This is a genomic window from Comamonas sp. MYb69, from assembly GCF_037479315.1.
Lineage (GTDB): Bacteria > Pseudomonadota > Gammaproteobacteria > Burkholderiales > Burkholderiaceae_C > Comamonas.
This window is the reverse complement of the sequence record NZ_JBBGZG010000005.1, coordinates 37,311-57,233: the sequence shown is the minus strand read 5'-3', so window position 1 is coordinate 57,233 and position 19,923 is coordinate 37,311. Positions and strand designations below refer to the sequence as shown.

Annotated in this window: 19 protein-coding genes and 1 other RNA gene; 14 read left to right on the top strand and 6 right to left on the bottom strand. The window is 63.4% G+C overall.

Annotation, left to right across the window (positions count from 1 at the left end; all coding sequences use genetic code 11):
• Nucleotides 1–87 precede the first annotated feature (87 nt).
• From eno to WH303_RS08535, 3 genes are read left to right on the top strand one after another with little or no spacing between them, the layout of a single operon-like run.
• Nucleotides 88–1,374 (top strand): phosphopyruvate hydratase, encoded by a 1,287-nt coding sequence (gene eno / locus WH303_RS08545; protein WP_021028245.1) that lies wholly within the window; start codon nt 88–90, stop codon nt 1,372–1,374.
• A 60-nt stretch (nt 1,375–1,434) separates the two neighbouring features.
• On the top strand, nt 1,435–1,713 hold the full coding sequence (locus WH303_RS08540; RefSeq protein ID WP_021028246.1) for an FtsB family cell division protein: 279 nt from the start codon (nt 1,435–1,437) through the stop codon (nt 1,711–1,713).
• Nucleotides 1,714–1,761: 48 nt separating this feature from the next.
• Nucleotides 1,762–2,361, top strand: coding sequence for a hypothetical protein (locus tag WH303_RS08535; RefSeq protein ID WP_339517960.1), 600 nt, complete (start codon nt 1,762–1,764; stop codon nt 2,359–2,361).
• A gap of 24 nt (nt 2,362–2,385) precedes the next feature.
• Here the strand turns inward: WH303_RS08535 and hslO are convergent, their stop codons facing one another.
• Together hslO and WH303_RS08525 are read right to left on the bottom strand one after the other, a co-directional pair.
• Complete coding sequence (gene hslO, locus WH303_RS08530) at nt 2,386–3,375, bottom strand: Hsp33 family molecular chaperone HslO (protein WP_339517959.1); 990 nt, start codon at nt 3,373–3,375, stop codon at nt 2,386–2,388.
• 67 nt (nt 3,376–3,442) lie between these two features.
• Nucleotides 3,443–3,970, bottom strand: a complete 528-nt coding sequence (locus tag WH303_RS08525; RefSeq protein ID WP_339517958.1) for a gamma carbonic anhydrase family protein — start codon at nt 3,968–3,970, stop codon at nt 3,443–3,445.
• 114 nt (nt 3,971–4,084) lie between these two features.
• On the opposite strand from WH303_RS08525, the gene WH303_RS08520 reads away from it, so the two are divergent.
• Entirely contained in the window at nt 4,085–4,891 is an 807-nt protein-coding gene (locus WH303_RS08520; protein ID WP_339517957.1) for a ferritin-like domain-containing protein, read from the top strand.
• Between the two features lie 232 nt (nt 4,892–5,123).
• Nucleotides 5,124–6,245 carry an EAL domain-containing protein gene (locus WH303_RS08515; RefSeq protein WP_339517955.1) on the top strand — a complete coding sequence of 374 codons (1,122 nt, stop codon included), beginning with the start codon at nt 5,124–5,126 and terminating at the stop codon, nt 6,243–6,245.
• A 97-nt stretch (nt 6,246–6,342) separates the two neighbouring features.
• On the opposite strand, the gene WH303_RS08510 is transcribed toward WH303_RS08515, so the two are convergent.
• The 4 genes from WH303_RS08510 to dnaX form a co-directional block, all read right to left on the bottom strand.
• Entirely contained in the window at nt 6,343–7,656 is a 1,314-nt protein-coding gene (locus WH303_RS08510) for an MFS transporter (RefSeq protein ID WP_339517953.1), read from the bottom strand.
• A 367-nt stretch (nt 7,657–8,023) separates the two neighbouring features.
• Nucleotides 8,024–8,614, bottom strand: a complete 591-nt coding sequence (recR, locus tag WH303_RS08505; RefSeq protein WP_021028253.1) for a recombination mediator RecR — start codon at nt 8,612–8,614, stop codon at nt 8,024–8,026.
• A gap of 101 nt (nt 8,615–8,715) precedes the next feature.
• Nucleotides 8,716–9,048 carry a YbaB/EbfC family nucleoid-associated protein gene (locus WH303_RS08500; protein ID WP_021028254.1) on the bottom strand — a complete coding sequence of 111 codons (333 nt, stop codon included), beginning with the start codon at nt 9,046–9,048 and terminating at the stop codon, nt 8,716–8,718.
• A 64-nt stretch (nt 9,049–9,112) separates the two neighbouring features.
• On the bottom strand, nt 9,113–11,380 hold the full coding sequence (gene dnaX, locus WH303_RS08495) for a DNA polymerase III subunit gamma/tau (protein ID WP_339517952.1): 2,268 nt from the start codon (nt 11,378–11,380) through the stop codon (nt 9,113–9,115).
• Nucleotides 11,381–11,536: 156 nt separating this feature from the next.
• Here dnaX and ffs point away from each other — a divergent pair.
• From ffs to mnhG, 9 genes are all read left to right on the top strand, one after another.
• Nucleotides 11,537–11,632, top strand: an RNA gene (ffs, locus tag WH303_RS08490) — signal recognition particle sRNA small type.
• A 98-nt stretch (nt 11,633–11,730) separates the two neighbouring features.
• Nucleotides 11,731–12,042, top strand: a complete 312-nt coding sequence (locus tag WH303_RS08485; protein ID WP_312988353.1) for a LapA family protein — start codon at nt 11,731–11,733, stop codon at nt 12,040–12,042.
• On the top strand, nt 12,032–13,198 hold the full coding sequence (lapB, locus tag WH303_RS08480; RefSeq protein ID WP_339517951.1) for a lipopolysaccharide assembly protein LapB: 1,167 nt from the start codon (nt 12,032–12,034) through the stop codon (nt 13,196–13,198). The genes WH303_RS08485 and lapB overlap by 11 nt, the downstream gene beginning before the upstream one ends.
• A 474-nt stretch (nt 13,199–13,672) precedes the next feature.
• Nucleotides 13,673–16,597 (top strand): monovalent cation/H+ antiporter subunit A, encoded by a 2,925-nt coding sequence (locus WH303_RS08475; RefSeq protein WP_339517950.1) that lies wholly within the window; start codon nt 13,673–13,675, stop codon nt 16,595–16,597.
• 12 nt (nt 16,598–16,609) lie between these two features.
• Nucleotides 16,610–16,975: a Na+/H+ antiporter subunit C gene (locus tag WH303_RS08470; RefSeq protein ID WP_021028259.1), complete on the top strand. Its 366-nt coding sequence runs from the start codon at nt 16,610–16,612 to the stop codon at nt 16,973–16,975.
• Nucleotides 16,975–18,747: a monovalent cation/H+ antiporter subunit D gene (locus tag WH303_RS08465; protein WP_021028260.1), complete on the top strand. Its 1,773-nt coding sequence runs from the start codon at nt 16,975–16,977 to the stop codon at nt 18,745–18,747. Before WH303_RS08470 ends, WH303_RS08465 begins: the two co-directional genes overlap by 1 nt.
• Nucleotides 18,744–19,232 (top strand): Na+/H+ antiporter subunit E, encoded by a 489-nt coding sequence (locus WH303_RS08460; RefSeq protein WP_339517949.1) that lies wholly within the window; start codon nt 18,744–18,746, stop codon nt 19,230–19,232. Before WH303_RS08465 ends, WH303_RS08460 begins: the two co-directional genes overlap by 4 nt.
• Nucleotides 19,229–19,507, top strand: a complete 279-nt coding sequence (locus WH303_RS08455) for a K+/H+ antiporter subunit F (RefSeq protein ID WP_021028262.1) — start codon at nt 19,229–19,231, stop codon at nt 19,505–19,507. The genes WH303_RS08460 and WH303_RS08455 overlap by 4 nt, the downstream gene beginning before the upstream one ends.
• Nucleotides 19,504–19,881 (top strand): monovalent cation/H(+) antiporter subunit G, encoded by a 378-nt coding sequence (gene mnhG, locus WH303_RS08450; protein ID WP_021028263.1) that lies wholly within the window; start codon nt 19,504–19,506, stop codon nt 19,879–19,881. The genes WH303_RS08455 and mnhG overlap by 4 nt, the downstream gene beginning before the upstream one ends.
• Nucleotides 19,882–19,923 lie beyond the last annotated feature (42 nt).

The window sequence follows — 19,923 nt, the reverse complement described above, 5'->3', positions numbered from 1 at the left end:
CCCTGCCAAACCCCTTGATTCCGTGCAGTTGCAGTCCACCCGTTTGCAGCGCACCAACCCTTTTCTCAATCTCTGAAAGGCTCTAAAGTGAGTGCAATTGTTGATATCGTTGGCCGCGAAATTCTGGATTCGCGTGGCAACCCCACCGTGGAATGTGATGTATTGCTGGAATCGGGTGTGATGGGCCGCGCGGCCGTCCCCTCGGGCGCCTCCACCGGCTCGCGTGAAGCCATCGAGCTGCGCGACGGCGACAAGAGCCGCTACCTGGGCAAGGGCGTGCTCAAGGCCGTCGAGCACATCAATACCGAAATCTCCGAAGCCATTCTGGGCCTGGATGCCGCCGAGCAGGCCTTCCTGGACAAGACCCTGATCGACCTGGACAACACCGACAACAAGAGCCGCCTGGGCGCCAATGCCATGCTGGCCGTGTCGATGGCCGTGGCCCGCGCCGCTGCCGAAGAAGCCGGTCTGCCGCTGTACCGCTACTTTGGCGGCATGGGCGGTGTGCAGCTGCCCGTGCCGATGATGAACGTCATCAACGGCGGCGCCCACGCCAACAACTCGCTGGACCTGCAAGAGTTCATGATCGTGCCCGTGGGCGCGCCGAGCTTCCGCGAAGCGCTGCGCTGGGGTGCTGAGGTGTTCCACGCTCTGAAGAAGATCATCGACAGCCGTGGCATGCCGACCGCCGTGGGCGACGAAGGCGGATTTGCGCCATCGGTCGAGAACCATGAAGCCGCTATCCAGCTGATCCTCGAAGCCATCGACCAGGCCGGCTACACCGCCGGCGAGCAGATCGCTCTGGCGCTGGACTGCGCTGCCTCCGAGTTCTACAAGGACGGCAAGTACGTGCTCGAAGGCGAAGGCGGCATCAGCCTGACGGCCGAGCAATGGACCGACATGCTGGCCGCATGGTGCGACAAGTACCCCATCATCTCCATCGAAGACGGCATGCACGAAGGCGACTGGGATGGCTGGAAGGTGCTGACCGAGCGCCTAGGCAAGAAGGTGCAGCTGGTGGGTGACGACCTGTTCGTGACCAACACCAAGATCCTCAAGGAAGGCATCGACAAGGGCATCGCCAACTCGATCCTGATCAAGATCAACCAGATCGGCACCTTGAGCGAAACCTTTGCCGCCATCGAGATGGCCAAGCGCGCCGGCTACACCGCCGTGATCTCGCACCGCTCGGGCGAGACCGAAGACAGCACCATCGCCGACATCGCCGTGGGCTTGAATGCGGGCCAGATCAAGACCGGGTCGCTGAGCCGCTCGGACCGCATGGCCAAGTACAACCAGCTGCTGCGCATTGAAGAAGACCTGGGCGAAGTGGCCGTGTACCCCGGCCGCGCCGCCTTCTACAATCTGCGCTAAGCCTGCTGCGGGGCATGGCCTCAGGCCCTGCCCCGCCAGCCCTTTCGAGCCCTGTTTGCCATGATCTCTCGCATTGTTCCCTTTGTGCTGCTGGCCATTTTGGTCAGCATCCATGCCCAGCTCTGGAGTGGGCGCGGCAGCGTGCCCTACGTCAAGGACATGAAGCAGCAAATCGCCACGCAGAAAACAGAGAACGAAGCGGCCACACGCGAGAACGTGCGCCTGGAGACCGAGGTCAACGACCTCAAGCAGGGCATGGACATGGTCGAAGGCAAGGCCCGCAATGAGCTGGGCATGGTCAAGCCCAATGAAGTGTTTGTGCAGTACACGCGCAAATAAAGCAGTGCAGCCCCCAGCCCCAGCAAGCGCCTCTTCGGAGGCGCTTTTTTGTCGCCCGCCCCCGGCTTTGGCCGTATCATCGCCGCCATGCCTGCGACGCCCTCCTCTGCCATGATGCCCAGCCCCCAGGGCTTGCCACCGACGGTCTATCTGGCCTCGGCAGCTTGTGAGGATGCAGCACAACTCGCGCAGCAACTGGCGCATTATCTGGCACAGGGCGATACGGCATCGCCCCCGGCATGGGTGCTGCAGGCCTGCAGCTTTGCGCAACTCACCGCCTCGCCAACGTCAGATATGCCAGCCGCTGTCCTGGCGCGGCATGACGCCGTGCTGCTGCTGGCGCCACCAATGCGTGACAGCGCCAGCCAAACCGATCCGGCGCAGACCCTGCTGATGCAAGCACGCCTGCACCTGGTGGCCCAGGGGCAGGCGTTTCAATTGTTGTTCAGCCAGGGGCACCGGCGGGAGCAGGAAGCACTTGCGGCACTGTGCAACTGGTTCCCCCTGGCGCCGGGCCTGCAGGCTTTGCGCACGGCATTGCGCCAGGCCAACCCAGGCGCGCGTGCGCGCTGGAACTGCGAAAAATGCAGCGACCCCGATTGCGAGCTGCGCCTGTTTCAGGGCCTGATCACACCGCCAGCCAGCTAAGCGCGCGGCCAGCGGCGCCCGGCATCACTGCATCAGGTTGGAGGCCGGCGGGTCATTGCCGCGCTCGGTAAACAGATGCGCCACATCGACCGCATCAAAGCGGTACTGCTGGCCACAGAATTCGCAGCCCACCTCGATCATGCCCTGCTCTTCCAGAATGCTGTCGGACTCTTCCTGGCCCAGGCTGCGCAGCATATTGCCCACGCGCTCGCGGCTGCAGGTGCAGGCAAAGTGCGGGCCGCCTTCGCCGTCTTCGGGCACAAAGCGCAGCAGCTTTTCTTCCCAGAACAGGCGGTGCAGGATGGTCTCGACGTCGAGGTTCAGCAGCTCATCGCGGGTCAGGCTGGCCGCCAGGTGGGCGATGCGGTTGTACTCTTCGTTGAGGCCGATCTGGTCGACCTCTTCGGTGTTCTGCGCGCCTGCTGCCAGATTGGCCTCGCCCTTGATCGGCATGCGCTGCACGATGAGGCCAGCGGCCACCTTGTCGTTGGCTGCCAGCACCAGCACAGTGTCGAGCTGCTCGGACTGGCGCATGTACTGCTGCAAGATGGCGGCCATGCTCTCGAGCGGCTGGCCATCCACATCGACCAGCGGCACCACGCCCTGGTAGGGCTGCTGGCCGGGTTGCTTGTCCTTGGGGTCCAGGGTGATCGCGCAGCGGCCCTTGCCATGCACATTGACCATATCGGTCAAGGTCGCATCGGCGGGCAGATCACCAATCATCGTGACGGTGGAGCGCACGCTCAGGTTGGTCAGCACCTCGGTGACGGCCAGCTTCACCGGGCCATCGCCCGAGATCTGGAACACCAGCGCGCCGTTGAATTTGATGTTGGACTGCATCAGCACGCCGGCGGCGGTCATCTCGCCGAGCATCTCCTGCACCGGCAGCGGGTACGGGCCGGTACTGGTATTGACTGCGCGGCGCTGCAAGATCTCTTGCCAGGCATCGGTCAGTCGAACAATGGCTCCCCGCACGGGCAGCCCATCAAACAAAAATTTATGCAGTTCAGACACTGTAATCTTCCAATTCAATACATGCAGGCCTGCTGCGCCCGGGCTTCACACCCGGGGCCACAGCGCCTCAATCCGGCAATTTTCGCAGACCCGATTTGAAACGCCGCGCATTGGCCATATAGCCCTCTGCACTGCGCCGCAGCCCCTCGATCTGCTCCTGGCTCAACTGGCGCACCACCTTGGCGGGGCTGCCCACAATCAAGCTGCCTTCAGGAAACTCCTTGTTCTCGGTCACCACCGCGCCAGCACCCACCAGGCAATGGCGGCCGATTTTGGCACCGTTGAGCACAATGGCGCCCATGCCGATCAGCGACGCATCGCCAATCGTGCAGCCATGCAAGATGACGTTATGGCCGATGGTGACGTGCTTGCCGATGTCCAGGGGCTTGCCCTTGTCGGTGTGCAGCACACTGCCGTCCTGGATATTGCTGCCCTCGCCAATGCGGATCGGGTCATTGTCCCCACGCAGGATGGCACCAAACCACACACTGCTGTCTGCGGCCATCTCCACGCGGCCGATCACCTGCGCGCTGTCTGCAATCCATGCCGAGGCGGCAACCTGCGGCTGCACACCATCGAGTTCATATTTCGCCATCATGTCTCCATCGGGTTATGGTTCTGGGTCAAGCACCCCCTTGGTGCTCGCAGCAGCGCGGGCCATGCCTGCCTTGCACGCCGCCATGGGGGCGCCAGCCTCATAATTGTAGGGATGGAATTACGTCAATGTGCCTTGCAGGCCCTGTGTGTGGCCGATGCCGAGGAAAAATCCGCGCTCACCCTTGCCATGTATGCGCAAAGAGCCACTATTTCAATAGCACCCCAGGCGCAGTTGGCTGTTCCCGAGGGCACCAGCCTGCCCGGCCACCCGGCCAGGCCTGAGCTCAAGGTCCACACCGCCATGGGCCGGCGCTCGCCCGCCACGGCCGAGGGCCGCGCCATCTTGCTGCACGCCATCGCCCATATCGAGTTCAACGCCATCAACCTGGCGCTCGATGCGATCTGGCGCTATGGCGGCATGCCCGAGGCCTTCTACCAGGACTGGCTGCAGGTGGCGGGCGAGGAAGCCAAGCATTTCCGGCTGCTGCGCGCCCATTTGCGCAAATGGGGCCATGACTATGGCGACTACCCGGCGCACCAGGGCCTGTGGACCATGTGCGAGAAAACCGCCGATGACATCGTTGCGCGCATGGCCTTGGTGCCCCGCACCCTGGAGGCCCGTGGTTTGGATGCAACTCCCCAGATCCAGTCAAAATTGCAACAAACGGCTGCGCCAGACGCCCTGGAGGCAGTCGCGATCCTGGACATCATCCTGCGCGAAGAAGTGGGTCACGTGGCGATCGGCAACCACTGGTACCGATTTCTTTGCGCGCAGCGCGATCTGGACCCGGAACGGCACTACAGCTGGCTTGTGAGCCACTACGAGGCACCTCGCCCCCGCCCGCCGATCAACCTGTCTGCCCGCCGCGAAGCTGGGTTCAGCCAGAGCGAGTTGGACTGGCTGCAGGGGCAACTGTAACAAACAGACGCTTTTTATACGCCAAAAGCGTGTGCAGTTTGCTACAAAACCAGCAGGTTCACTCTCTCCACAGACGCGTGAAATGCCTGATATGAAGGACAATGCACGTCGATCCCGAGATAACGAAATGCAGACATTGCTTGCGCCAGTTGCTGGTGAGGCACCACTGATGCATGCAATGGTTCAGCCGTACATGCAACACACGAGCGCGCCTCCTTCAACACCCCCCTCCATGGCAGCTGCCATGGTGTTCACGTCACCCGCACCCCCCATTGCCTGGCAGCCGATCAAGGATGCCGACGGTGCCGTCATCGGCCACGAGATATTCAACCGCTCACGCACCGCGTCGTCCCATACGCTGGAATCGGACCTGGCGCTGACGCATGCCGTGCTCTCGCACATCGAGCCCGCCCCCTTGCTGGGCGACGGCCTGCTGTTTCTGAACACCACGTTCGAGAGCCTGCGCGGCAGCTATCTGAATCTGCTGCCTGCAAGCCAGGTGGTGCTGGAGATCCCGTCGCTGGGCCATGCCGCATCGTCAGAGGCACTGGCACGCCGCCCTGCGCTGGAAGCCTTGCGTGCCAAGGGCTTTGCGCTCGCGTTCAACCATTCGGTGCTCGATTCGGCCTACGCGCCCTGGCACGACCTGGTCAACTACCTGAAGATCGATTTCTCGGTGCTGTCTGCCGAGCGCGCGGTACTGATGCTGCAGTGGGCGCGCCGCATCTCTGGGGCCACCTTGATCGCCGACAAGATCGAGTCCGCTGCACAGCTGCAATTGGCGCAGGAGAACAAGGCCCATCTGCTCCAAGGCTATGCGGTCAGCCGCCCCGAGCCCATTCCCGCCCGGGTCGTGCTGCCCAGCACCGCCGATGTCGCCGCACTGGCTCAGGCGCTGAACAACAAGGCCGATACCGCCACCCTGGTCGAGCTGCTGCAGCACCGCCCCGCCCTGCTGTTCAATCTGCTGCGCATGGCGCAGTCGCAAAACCTGGAGGCGCGCGCGCCCTACCTGTCCTTGCCCGAGCTGGTCCAGGCCTACCCGGCCGAGCACCTCAAGGCCTGGGAGACCATGCTGCAGGCCGTGGCGGCCAAGATTCCGCAGCTGCCCCAGATCCAGCACTGCGAAAAGCTCTACCCACGCCTGAGCGCAGAGCTGGCAGCCAAGGCCCAGGCGCAGTGGCCGCAAGTGCCCGCCGGCAACCTGCAACTGGTGGCCGGTGCCTTGCTGCTCGGCCATATTTTGGGCATGGGCGTTGCACAAACCGCCAACCAGCTGCTGCCCGGGGCGCTGGCCCCATCGGCGTGCCTGCTGGCCCAGGAGTGGCAGGCCTTGCTGCCCGTGCTGGCCTAGGCTACATAGCCCCCAGATAAAAAGCCCGATGCTGATGCAGCACCGGGCTTTTTTTTGGCACTGTTGCCCACACCGCAGCGGGTGCTGGGCCGGGTGATCAGACCATCTCGCCGTCCAGGTTGTCGTCGTGTGCGCGCTCACGGATAAAGAACGCCGCAATCAAACCCAGGGTCACGCCAAACATCACATAGAAGGCAGGCGACATGGTCGAGCCCGTGGTCTTGATCAGCCAGGTCACGATGAACTGGGCAAAGCCGCCAAACACCATCACGGCGATGTTGTAGGCCATGGACATGCCGACTGAACGCACATTGGCGGGGAAGAGCTCAGCCATCACCGTGCTGAAGACGCCAAAGAACACCGATACAAACAGGCACACAACGACCTGCACGGTCATCAGCTTGGCAATGGTCGGGCCATCGGTCAGCCAGGCGTACAGCGGGTACAGCACCAGCAGATAACCCAGCAGCGAGCCAATCATCAAGGGACGGCGGCCCACACGGTCCGACCAGGCACCCATGAAGGGCATCAGCACCACCATCAGCGCAGCGCCGGCCATCTGCACCATGAAAGTATCGTGCAGCGGCAGCTTCAAGGTGACAGTCGAATAGGTCACCAGGTAGGTGAAGGTGATGTAGATCGACACCGTGGCCGTTACCACCAGGCCCATGCCGACCAGGGTCTCACGTGCATGGGTGCGCAGCATCTCCAGCACACCGACTTGCTTGACCGTGCCGGCCTTTTGCGCGGCCTGCATCTTCACAAAGGTTTCTGGCTCTTCCACATGGCGGCGGATATAGATGGCCACCGGCACGATCAACAGGCCCACGGCGAAAGGAATGCGCCAGGCCCAGGACATCAGCTGCTCCTGGGTAAAGAAGTCGGTGATCAAGGTACCCACGGCTGCACCGATCAGCAGCGCCGCCATCTGGCCCGTCATCTGCCAGGAGCCGTAAAAGCCCCGCTTGCCCTTGGGCGCCAGCTCGATCAGCAGAGCTGTCGAGGTGCCAAACTCACCCCCTGCGGCAAAACCTTGCAGCAGGCGCGCCAGCACGATGAAGATCGGCGCCCAGATGCCCACACCCTGGTAGGTGGGCGCAAAGGTGATCAGTGCAATGGCCACGGCCATGATGCCGGTGACCATCACCATCGCCGCCTTGCGGCCCTTGCGGTCGCCGTACAGGCCCAGCAGAATGCCGCCGACTGGGCGCATGAAGAAGCCCACGCCAAACACGGCCGTGGTCATCAGGATGCGGTTGAGGTCATCGCCCGGATCGTTGGGGTTGGAGGGGAAGAACAGCTTGGCCACAATGGGCGTCATGAAGGCAAAGACCAGAAAGTCATACCATTCGAGCGCATTGCCAATGACAGCGGCCAGAATATTTCGCTTGGATACAGCAGTAGATTGCACGCAAAAATCCTAAAAAACACGAGGCACAGCCGGCAGCAACACGGCTAGATGCAATAACGAGAACGGAGAATGATCTTTGCAACGGTGCGGCCAGAGAAGCAGGCGTGCGAGACAGAAAAGCGGGCAAATCCAGGAAAACAGAGACTGCACCGGGGTCAATTCATGCATGAAATGCATAAATAACCATAAAGATCAGCATTGAATTGTAATCGGTCGCAAGCAGCGCGCCGGGCGCCACAGCGGGATTTAGCCCTGCCGGCGGTGCAGGAAAACCCCATTTCCCAGTCTGCGGGAGGCCCTGCGCCAAAGGCGGCGCAAACCCCTGAATTACTGGGAAAAGGCGCTGACCGCGCCAGTCACCAAGGCCTTAGCGGCGATCGGCCAATGCGTGGGCAATGGTGCCCAGGTCCACATATTCGAGCTCGCTGCCGATAGGCACCCCACGCGCCAGGCGCGTAAAGCCAATGCCCTTGCGCTGCAAGGCCTCGCTGATCACATGGGCAGTGGCCTCCCCTTCGGCAGTGAAATTGGTGGCCAGGATCACCTCCTGCACCACGCCGTCGCTCGCGCGCTGCAGCAATTGCTGCACACCGATGTCGCGCGGGCCAATGCCGTCGAGCGGCGACAGGCGCCCCATCAGCACGTAGTAATAGCCCTTGTACGCACCAGTGCGCTCCAGCGCCGCCTGGTCCGCCGGGGTCTCCACCACGCACAGGCGCGCGGCATCCCGCCCTTCGTCCAGGCAGGTGTCGCAGATGCTGTTTTCGGTAAAGGTGTGGCAGCGCTCGCAGTGCTGCACCCGGCTGCTGGCCTCGTGCAAGGCACGCGAGAGCAGCTCGGCGCCCTCGCGGTCGTTTTGCAGCAGGTGAAACGCCATGCGCGATGCCGACTTCACCCCCACGCCTGGCAGGCGGCGCAGCGCTTGCACCAGCGCCTCCAGGGTGCCGGTATCAGACATGGCCAGGGCCCATCAGCAGCTGCACCAGACAGACAAGCCCTTGGCCGTGCAGAGCAGCCAAGGGCTTGGTAACGATAAAAGCTTGCGACAAAGTGACTAGCTTAGAACGGGAACTTCATGCCGCCGGGCAGGCCTGGCATGCCAGCGGTGATCTTGCCCATCTTCTCGTTGCTGGTCTCTTCGGCCTTGCGCACGGCAGCGTTGAAGGCGGCAGCCACCAGGTCTTCGAGCATGTCCTTGTCTTCGGACAGCAGGCTGGGGTCAATGGTCACGCGCTTGACGTCGTGCTTGCAGGTCATCAGCACCTTGACGAGACCGGCACCGGACTCGCCTTCGACCTCGATGTTGGCCAGGTCGTCCTGGGCCTTCTTGAGGTTGTCCTGCATGGCCTGGGCTTGCTTCATCAAACCAGCGAGTTGTCCTTTGTTGAACATGGAAAATCCTTTTGTATAAAAACCTGCGGCAGGCGGGGAGGCCCATCTGCCAGCGAACGCCGCATCATAGAGGCTGAATGCTACCGGGCACTATTTTCGCGCCAAATTGCTGTATCAAAGACTGGACATAGGGATCCTGGCGCACGGTGTCCTCGGCCGCGCGCTGGCGGGCCTGCACGGCATGGGCCTTGCGCCGCGCCGGGCAGTCGCTCACGGCGCCCACCGACACCTCGATCTTGCCCACCAGACCGGCGGCCACCAGCGCGGTGCGCAGGCGCTCGATCGTGCCGGGCTGGGCGAGCGACTCCAGGTCCACCCGCAGCCACCAGGCATCGGCCTCGCGCTTGATGAGCTGGGAGCGCAGCGCCAACTGGCGCGCCACCGCCGTGATGGCTTCGGCCTGCACCAGGCCGGTAACCGTGTCGTTCCAGAATCGGCCCTCTTCGGTGTCCTCGAATTCGGGCGGCACGCGGCCCAGGTTCTCGCCAAAGTTGGCCGCTGGTCGGTCCAGCTCACTGGCTTGCGGCGTTTGCACCGGCAAGGCGATCAGGCTGGCACGGTCAGGGGCCGCTGCAGCGGGCGGCTGCGCGGCGGGCGCTGCAGCGGGCAGATCGGCCAGCGCTGCTGGCTCGTCATCCGCATAGGCCTCCATCGGTACCTCGTCAAAGTACGGCGCTGCGGTCTCGTCCTCGGCATCGCTGTCCGGCTCGGACGGGGCATCGTCGTCATGGGACTGCGGCTGCTCCTCTTCCACCAGCTCCTTCTCGGTCTGGGCGGGGGTCGGCGGCTCGACTGCGGCAGGCGCCACCGTGGCAGCGGCGCGTGCGGGAATCAAATCTTCTGCGCTACGCACCGGCAGCTTGACGGCTTCCACCGTGGGCGTGGCGGCGATAGGCTCCGGAGCCGGAGCTGCTGGCTGGGCCACTGGAGCGGTCACAGGTGCCGGTGTGGGCACAGGCGCGAACACAGGAGTGGGCGCTGAAACCGGTGCAGAAACAGGCGCAGAAATGGCGGCCGATGGCGCAGCAGCAATAGGCGCCGCAACGGCTACGGGCGCATCCACCACAGTGGCGACCTGCGGCGCTGGAGATGCTACAACCGGCGCCACCACGGGCGGAGCAACAGCCACGGCAGGCGCAGCAATCGGCGCAGCTGCTGGCTTGGGCGCAGCAGCCACCGGGGCCACAGCCCCACTATTCAGAGTTTTTTTTTCAGCCGCGCCCGCAGGCTTGAAGGCCAGCAGCCGCAGCAGCGCCATCGTCAAGGCCGCATATTCATCCGGTGCCAAACCCAGCTCGCCCCGGCCATGCAGCGCAATGCTGTAGAGCAGCTGGGTCTCGTCCGCAGGCATCTGCTGGGCCAGGCGCAGCAGCTCCTGCTGCTCGGCATCGTCTTGCGCGCCGGCGGCCTGGGCCTTGTCCGGCACGGCCTGGAACACGGCCATGCGCTGCAGCTGCACGGCCATGTCTTCCAGGGTGGATGCGGCCGAGAGACCCTGGTGGCGCAGCTGGTTGACGGTATCGACCACCTCGGCGCCATCACCGCGCGCCAGCGCATCGATCAGGCGAAACACATGGCTGGAATCGACGGCACCCAGCATCTGGCGCACGCTGGCTTCCTGCAGCTGGCCGCCACCAAAGGCAATCGCCTGGTCGGTCAGCGACAGCGCATCGCGCATCGAACCACGGGCCGAGCGCGACAGCAGCCGCAAGGCTTGCGGCTCGGCCGCAATCTGCTCTTGCACCAGCACGCGGCCCAGGTGTTCCTGGATGGTCTCTGGCGCCATCGGGCGCAGGTTGAACTGCAGGCAGCGCGACAGCACCGTGACCGGCACCTTTTGCGGGTCGGTCGTCGCCAGCACAAACTTCAGGTACTCGGGCGGCTCTTCCAGCGTCTTCAACATCGCATTGAAGGCGGTATTGGTGAGCATGTGCACTTCGTCGATCATGAAGACCTTGAAGCGCCCCTGCACCGGCTTGTACACCGCTTGCTCCAGGAGGCCCTGCACTTCATCGACGCCGCGGTTGGAGGCGGCATCGAGCTCGGTGTAATCGGGGAAACGTCCGCTGTCGATCTCGGTACAGGCCGGGCACACGCCGCAGGGCGCAGCGGTGATGCCGCCATGGCCGTCAGCGCCCGTGCAGTTGAGCGACTTGGCCAGAATGCGCGAGACCGTCGTCTTGCCCACACCCCGGGTTCCCGTGAACAGATAGGCATGGTGCAAGCGCTGCTGCACCAGCGCATTGGACAGCGCCTGCACCACATGCTCCTGGCCTACCATTTCAGAGAAATTTCGCGGACGGTATTTGCGAGCGAGAACAAGATAAGACATAGCATCGCATTCTACGGTCAGTCACGGCCATGGGCGGCACTGGCTGCGCGCAGCTTGCAATACTTTTGGCCGCTGCGCCCTGGCCGCATAGGCGAACAAGGACTTTTTGGCCAGCTTGGCCAAGGGGGTCCCATTCTTTAGGTACAATCGACAGCTGACGGGCCTCCTCGCATGGGGAAGCGGCCAACCGGGTCAGGTGGGGAACCAAGCAGCCCTAACTGTGGATCCAGTGCCGGGGTCAGGCTCGTCACCTTCTTTCGACCAATGCCAGCCTCGCGCTGGCATTTGCTTTTCCAGGCCAGGCGTGGGAATCCACGTAGAATGGCGCCCAAGCCATTCCTGTCACTGCCATGAAATACCTGCTGTGGCTGCTCAAAGCTGTCATCTTCTTCACCCTGTTTGCATTTGCGCTCAATAACCAGCGGGATGTGGTGGTGCATCTGTTTTTTGGCACCCAATGGCAGGCGCCGCTGGTTCTGGTGGTGCTGCTCGCCTTCAGCGCGGGCGTGATTGTCGGCATCATCGGCATGGTGCCGCGCTGGTGGAAGCACCGCAAAGCCGCGCAGCGTGCAGCGGCAGCGCAAACCGCTGCGGGCGAGCCCACCCCTTCCACCAACGCCCCTGCGGACGAGACCACCCCGCTGCCACCTCATGGAATTTGACATCTCCTGGATCCTGCTGGGTTTCCCCGCAGCGTTTGTACTGGGCTGGCTGGCCTCGCGCTTTGATCTGCGCCAGATCCGCCGCGAGAACCGCAGCGCCCCCAAGGCCTACTTCAAGGGGCTGAACTTTCTCTTGAACGAGCAGCAGGACAAGGCCATCGATGCCTTTATCGAGGCCGTGCAGAACGACCCCGATACCGCCGAGCTGCACTTTGCGCTGGGCAATCTGTTCCGCCGCCGGGGCGAATACAGCCGCGCCGTGCGCGTGCATGAGCACCTGCTCTCGCGCGCCGACATCAGCAAGCCCGAGCGCGAACGCGCCCAGCATGCGCTGGCCCTGGATTTCATGAAAGCAGGCCTGCTGGACCGCGCCGAAGATGCGCTGGCCCGGCTGGAGAACACCCCCTACGAGAATGAGGCACGCCTCTCGCGCCTGGCGATCTATGAGCGCGCCCATGACTGGCCCCAAGCCGTGCAGATCGCGCGCCTGATGCACAGCCACAACCAGGGCGACTACAGCGTACGCATTGCCCATTACCTGTGCGAACAGGCGCTGGGCCAGTTGGCACAAGGACAGCTCGACGCCGCGCAGGATTTGCTGCAGCAAGCCCAGTCCGAGGCTCCGCACGCGCCGCGCCCCCGGATCGAGCTGGCCCACCTGCAGCACAAGAGCGGCCATCCCGCGCTGGCCTTGGGATCGTTGATGGAGCTGGCCTCGGTGTCGCCCTCATCGGTACCCCTGGTCGCACCGCTGATGCTGGAGCTGGTCAAGAGCGACGAGCGCAAGCCCCAGGTGCGTGCGCTGCTGGAGGCCAACTACCAAAGCGCGCCATCGCTGGATGTGATGCAAAGCCTGGTGCAGCTGGACGAATTTGCCGGCGTGGAACAAGCCGAGGGCCCGGTGGGGCGCGACTGGTACATCGAGCACCTGCGCCATGAGCCCTCGCTGGTTGCAGCCGGCCGCTGGCTCGCGCAGGAATCGCTCAGCCACGAAGAGCACCACCCGGCCATTCAGCGCGCACTGGACAATGCCGCCAAGCCTCTCACCCGCTACCGCTGCGCTGCCTGCGGCTTTGAGGCGCGCCAGCATTTCTGGCAGTGCCCCGGCTGCCAATCCTGGGACAGCTACCCGCCACGCCGGGTTGAAGAACAGTAAGCGCCTGTTCTAAACCTATCCAAACAGCGATAGGACTTCGCTGCTGCTTCTGCTAGGATGCGGAAACGCCCTGCCCTGGGGCGCAGGAGCCCTGATATGCCACGGCACCGGACCCCACGCAGCCCAGCCCCGCCCGCACCGCTCTGCAGCCATGCGCCAGCAGCGGCGCAATATGCGCTTCCGCCACGCCCAACCGGTGTTTTTGGCCTGCGGCGCCGCCATCACCTCCCCCTGAACCAGCCACCCGACACTGCAGCAAGCCTGCAGTGTTGTGCTATGGGCAAGCGCCGGGCTATTCATGCAAAGCATGCATGGGCGCATACCCAAAACAGGCATCAAGAAAACACCTTTGCTCGCGCATTTGCAGTCACTAACATGGGGTATTGACTATCGATAAGCCATGACCAATATCCTGAACTTGCTCGGGTTTTAGTAGCAGCTGGGATCGGGCCAGCTTGTAGAATTTACAAAGAAATGGCACTTTCATACCTGATCCTCCTCCCCTTCATCGGCAGCGCAATTGCAGCGCTGTTGCCTGCCAACGCGCGTAACACCGAGTCCACGCTGGCTGGGGCCATAGCGGTGTTCTGTGTGGTTCAGGTCGCCATGCTTTTCCCGGAAACGCAGAACAACGGCGTCGTGCACCACAACGTTGCCTGGCTGGGCCAGCTGGGCCTGGATCTGCACTTCCGCATGGACGGGTTTGCCTGGCTGTTCTCCATCCTGGTGCTGGGTATCGGCAGTCTGGTCGTGCTGTATGCGCGCTACTACATGTCGCAAGCCGATCCGGTGCCGCGCTTTTTCTCGTTCTTCCTGGCCTTCATGGGCTCGATGATGGGCGTGGTGCTCTCGGGCAACCTGATCCAGCTGGTGTTCTTCTGGGAGCTGACCAGCCTGTTCTCCTTCCTGCTGATCGGCTACTGGCACCACCGCAAGGATGCCCGCATGGGCGCGCGCATGGCGCTCACCGTGACCGGCACCGGGGGCTTGTGCCTCTTGGGCGGTGTGCTGCTGCTGGGCCACATTGTGGGCAGCTATGAGCTCGACAATGTGCTGGCCGCAGGCGACCAGATCCGCAACCACGAGCTCTACCGCGTCACCCTGGTGCTGATCCTGCTCGGCGCGCTCACCAAGAGCGCCCAGTTCCCCTTCCATTTCTGGCTGCCGCGCGCGATGGCAGCCCCGACCCCCGTCTCCGCTTATCTGCACTCGGCAACCATGGTCAAGGCGGGGGTCTTTTTGCTCGCCCGCCTCTGGCCTGCACTGAGCGGTACCGAGGAATGGTTCTGGCTCGTTGGCGGTGCCGGCGCCATCACCTTGCTGCTGGGTGGCTATATCGCCATGTTCCAGCATGACATGAAGGCGCTGTTGGCCTACTCCACCTTGTCGCACCTGGGCCTGATCACCTTGCTGCTGGGCCTCAACAGCCCGCTGGCCGCTGTCGCTGCCGTGTTCCACATCATGAACCATGCGACCTTCAAGGCCTCGCTGTTCATGGCCGCCGGCATTGTCGACCATGAATCCGGCACCCGCGATATCCGCCGCCTCTCCGGCCTGCAAAAGATGATGCCGATCACCGGCACCTTGGCGATGGTGGCCAGCGCGGCGATGGCCGGCGTGCCGCTGCTCAACGGCTTTTTGTCCAAAGAGATGTTCTTTGCCGAGACGGTGTACATCAACACCACGCCGTTTCTGACCACCGCCTTGCCGGTGGCCGCCACCTTGGCCGGCATTTTCAGCGTCGCCTATTCGCTGCGCTTCACGGTCGATGTATTTTTTGGCCCCCCGGCCACCGATCTGCCCCATGAGCCCCATGAGCCGCCGCACTGGATGCGCGTGCCGGTCGAGCTCTTGGTTCTGATCTGCCTGCTGGTGGGTATTTTCCCGGCCTGGGCTGTGGGCAGCTACCTGGATGCAGCCGCCTCGCCGGTGGTGGGTGGCAATTTGCCGGAGTTCAGCCTGGCGCTGTGGCATGGCATCAATGCACCGCTGGTGATGAGCATCATCGCGATGCTGGCGGGCATCCTGCTGTACTTGCTGCTGCGCCTGTTGCGATCCAAGCAATACCTCGATGATGCGCCGCTGGTTGGCCGCGTCAATGGCCAATGGGTGTTCCAGGCGGTGATGGCGATCATCACCAATGGCGCGCGCCATATGCGCCGCTGGCTGGGCACGCGCCGCTGGCAGTGGCAGGCGCTGTGGCTGGTGCTGGCCGCCTTGCTGACCGCCACCCTGCCCTTGCTGATCCACGGCCTGCAACTGGGCAACCGGGGCCTGCAGCCGCTGTCGCCCGCCTTTGGCATTTTGTGGCTGATCGGTATCAGCTGCTCGCTGGCAGCGGCTTTCCTGGTCAAGTACCACCGCCTGGCGGCCCTGGTCACCTTGGGTGGCGCGGGTCTCGCCACCTGCATGACCTTCCTGTGGTTCTCTGCACCCGATCTGGCCTTGACCCAGCTGGTGGTCGAGGTGGTTACCACGGTGCTGCTGCTGCTGGGCCTGCGCTGGCTGCCCAAGCGCGACAAGAAGCTCAAGAAAGTCTCCCAGCATGGCGCACTGGTCACATTGCGCCGCTGGCGTGACCTGGCGATTGCGCTGCTGGCCGGTGGTGGCATGGCCTGGCTGTCATTTGCGATGATGAGCCGGCCTTTCCCGGAGAGCACCTCGACCTTCTTCCTGGAGCGTGCCCTGCCCGAGGGCGGCGGCACCAACGTGGTCAACGTCATGCTGGTCGACTTCCGGGGTTTTGATACCTTTGGTGAAATTGTCGTGCTTGGCATTGTGGCGCTCACCGTCTATGCACTGCTGCGCCGCTTCCGCCCCGCACCTGAGGCCATGGATGTGCCCGAGCAGCAGCGCTTTTTGCCGGCTGACTTGCAGACCGACCTGCTCAACCCGCGCAGCGCCACCGATACGGCTGTCGGCTATCTGATGGTGCCAGCGGTGCTGGTGCGCCTCTTGCTGCCGTTTGCCGCGATTGTGGCGATGTACCTGTTCATGCGCGGCCACAACGAGCCCGGTGGCGGCTTTGTGGCCGGCCTGACCCTGGCCATCGGCCTGCTGCTGCAGTACATCATCTCCGGCACGCACTGGGTGGAATCGCATCTGCCGATCTACCCGCGCCGCTGGATCGCCGCCGGCCTGCTGTTTGCGCTGGGCACGGGTGTGGGCAGCTGGTACTTTGGCTACCCCTTCCTCACCAGCCACACCGCGCACCTGACCTTGCCCGTGGTGGGCGAGATCCATGTGGCCAGCGCGCTGTTCTTTGATATTGGGGTGTTCTCGCTGGTGGTCGGCTCGACCATGCTGATGCTCACCAGCATTGCCCACCAATCCGTCCGGGGATTCCGCTTCCACGAGCGCCAGCAAGGCGAGCGCAGCGACTCCGCTTCTCAACCCTAAGGACAATACCAAATGGAAATCGTACTGGCCATTGCCATTGGCGTATTGACCGGCTCCGGCGTCTGGCTGTTGCTGCGCCCACGGACTTTTCAGATCATCATGGGTCTGCTCTTGCTGTCGTATGCGGTCAATTTGTTTATCTTCAGCATGGGCCGCGTGGGCCTGGCGATCGACCGCGAACCGATACTGCAGCCCGGTGTGCCCACCGATTTGATGCATTACGCCGACCCCATGCCGCAGGCCCTGGTGCTGACGGCCATCGTCATCGGCTTTGCGATGACCGCGCTCTTTTTGGTGGTGCTGCTCGCCTCGCGCGGCATGACGGGCACTGACCATGTGGATGGCTCCCTGTCCAACGATGTGCAGGAGGCGCCTTGATGTCGCTGATGATGCTGACTGAGCGCCTGATGCCGCACCTGCTGCTGGCACCGATTTTGCTGCCCATGCTGACCGCAGCGCTGATGCTGACCTTGGGCGAGAAGTACCAACGCACCAAACTGCTGATGAACATCAGCTCCTGCCTGATCGGCCTGGTCATTGCGATGGCCCTGGTCAAATGGAGCAACCAGGATGGCATGGCCACCTCGATGAGCGTCTACCTCTCGGGCAACTGGGCCGCGCCGTTTGGCATTGTGCTGGTGCTCGACCGGCTCTCGGCCCTGATGCTGCTGACCACCAGTGTGGTCGCGCTCTGCGCCGTGGTGTATTCCGGCGCGCGCTGGCACCGGGTGGGCGTGCATTTTCACCCGTTGTTCCAGTTCCAGATGATGGGCCTGGCCGGCGCCTTCCTGACCGGTGACCTGTTCAACCTCTTCGTGTTCTTCGAGATCATGCTGGCGGCATCGTACGGTTTGCTGCTGCACGGCTCGGGCAAATCACGGGTGCAGCATGGCCTGCACTACATCGCCATCAACCTGGCGGCCTCATCGCTGTTCCTGATCGGCGTGTCGATGCTCTACGGCATCACCGGCACCTTGAACATGGCCGATCTGGCGCGCATCATCCCCAGCGTCAGCAGCGCGGACCGGGGCTTGCTGCATACCGCAGCGGGCATTCTGGCGACCGCCTTCTTGATCAAGGCGGCGGTCTGGCCGCTGAACTTCTGGCTGGTGCCCGCCTATGGCTCGGCCACCGCGCCGGTGGGTGCCATTTTTGCACTGATGACCAAGGTGGGCATCTACACGATTGTGCGCCTGTGGACCTTGATGTTCAGCAGCGAGGCCGGGCCTTCGGCCCATTTTGGCAGCGCCTGGCTGATCCTGGGCGGGCTCGCCACGATGCTGTACGCGGCCGTCTCCATCCTGGGCACGCAGCGCCTGGGCTATGTGGCGGGCTATGCAGCCATTCTGTCGGCCGGCACCTTGCTCGCCGCTGCCGGCTTTGGCCAGAACCTGATGACCAGCGCCTTGCTGTACTACATGCCCAGCTCCACCTTGGCCGTGGCCGCACTGTTCCTGGTCACCGACCTGATTGAGCGTTGGCGCACGACCGACGGCGCCAGTGTCCGCTTTGAGGATGAGGAGGCGCCGTTTTTGACGGCAGAGCTGTTGCCGCGCGAGGGCCTGAACCTCGACGAGGACGAGGAAGTGCTGATTGGCCGGGCCATTCCGGCGGCCATGGCCTTCCTGGGCCTGTCGTTCATGGTCTGCACCTTGGTGATTTCCGGCCTGCCACCGCTGTCGGGCTTTATCGGCAAGTTCGCGATGCTCTCGGCGCTGCTCAATCCGCTGGGTCTGGGCTCGTCGGCCGGCACACAGATCGGCTGGCTGGGCTGGCTGTTCATGGCCATCCTGATCGCCACGGGCCTGATGGCCTTGACGGCCCTGGTGCGCATCGGCATTCGCGAGTTCTGGTCCAGCATCAGCCGCAACACGCCCGAGCTGAAGGTGATCGAAGGCCTGCCCCTGGCCATTTTGCTGGGCTGCTGCATTTTGATGGTGACCCATGGCGCCAGCGTGATGCGCTTTACCCAGCGCGCGGCCGACAACCTCCACTCGCCCGGCAACTACATCCGCGCGGTGCTGGAGACCAGTCCCAAGCCCTCCCCCACGGCCAAGCCCGTGGTTGCGCCCGAGATCCCGACCGTGCTGCCTGAATCAGGCTTTACAGCGGCGCCAGATGCAGCCCCTGCAGGAGGTAGCGAGCGATGAAGCGCCTTTTCCCTGCCCCCCTGCTGTCCGTGCTGCTGTGCCTGGTGTGGCTGCTGCTCAACCGCAGCATCAGCCCCGGGCAGATCATCCTGGGCGTGCTGTTCGGCTTGCTGATCCCGGTGCTGACCCAAGGCCTGCGCCCCCGCTCGGTCAGCATCAAAAAGCCCTTGACCATCATCCGCCTGGGCCTGCGCGTGGCGGCCGATTCGATTCGCTCCAATGGCGCCGTGCTGCGCCTGCTGCTGATGCCGGGCAGCCGCAAAAAGCCCGCCGGCTTTGTGCATGTGCCCCTGCAACTGCGCGACCCCAATGGTCTGGCGGTACTGGCGATGATCGTCTGTATCACCCCGGGCACCGCCTGGGCCGAGATATCGCGTGACCGCTCCATCCTGCTGCTGCATGTGCTGGAGGCAGATGACCCGCAGGGCGTCATCGACCACATCAAGGCCTTCTATGAACGGCCCCTCATGGAGATTTTTGAATGAACAACATTCTTGCCTGGACCATGCCGGCAGCCCTGTTCATCTTGCTGCTGGCCATGCTGTTTGCGATGATCCGGCTGCTCAAGGGCCCGCAGGCCCAGGACCGCGTGCTGGCCCTGGACTGCATGTACCTGATCGGCATGCTCGCCATGCTGGTACTGGGCATCCACTATGCATCGGTCAATTACTTTGAAGCGGCCCTGCTCATCGCGCTGTTTGGCTTTGTCAGCTCTACAGCCATGGCCAAGTTCCTGCTGCGCGGGGAGGTGATCGAATGACGGAAATCGACCTGCCCATCTGGGTGCAGATTCTCGTGTCGGTGCTGGTGCTCGCTGGCTGCCTGATCACCTTGATCGGCGCGCTCAGCCTGTTTCGCCTGCCCAGCTACTACGAACGCGTGCACACCCCGTCGATCATCGCCTGCGCCGGCTGCTGGCTGATTGTCTGGAGCTCCGTCTTTTACTTCAGCCTGCAGTCGCACAAGCCCAGCTTTCACACCTTGCTGATCGCCGTGCTGCTGTCGGTGGCTGTCCCCATCACCAATATCTTCTTGATGCGTGCGGCACTGTTCCGCGACCGGCGCATGGGCAAGGATGTGCCGCCCAGCCTGAGCCGCATCGTCTCGGCCAACCCGGAAGGCAACGACGCCTGAGCCCGCGATGGCGATAGATGGCTAAGCCACCACGGCGGGCGA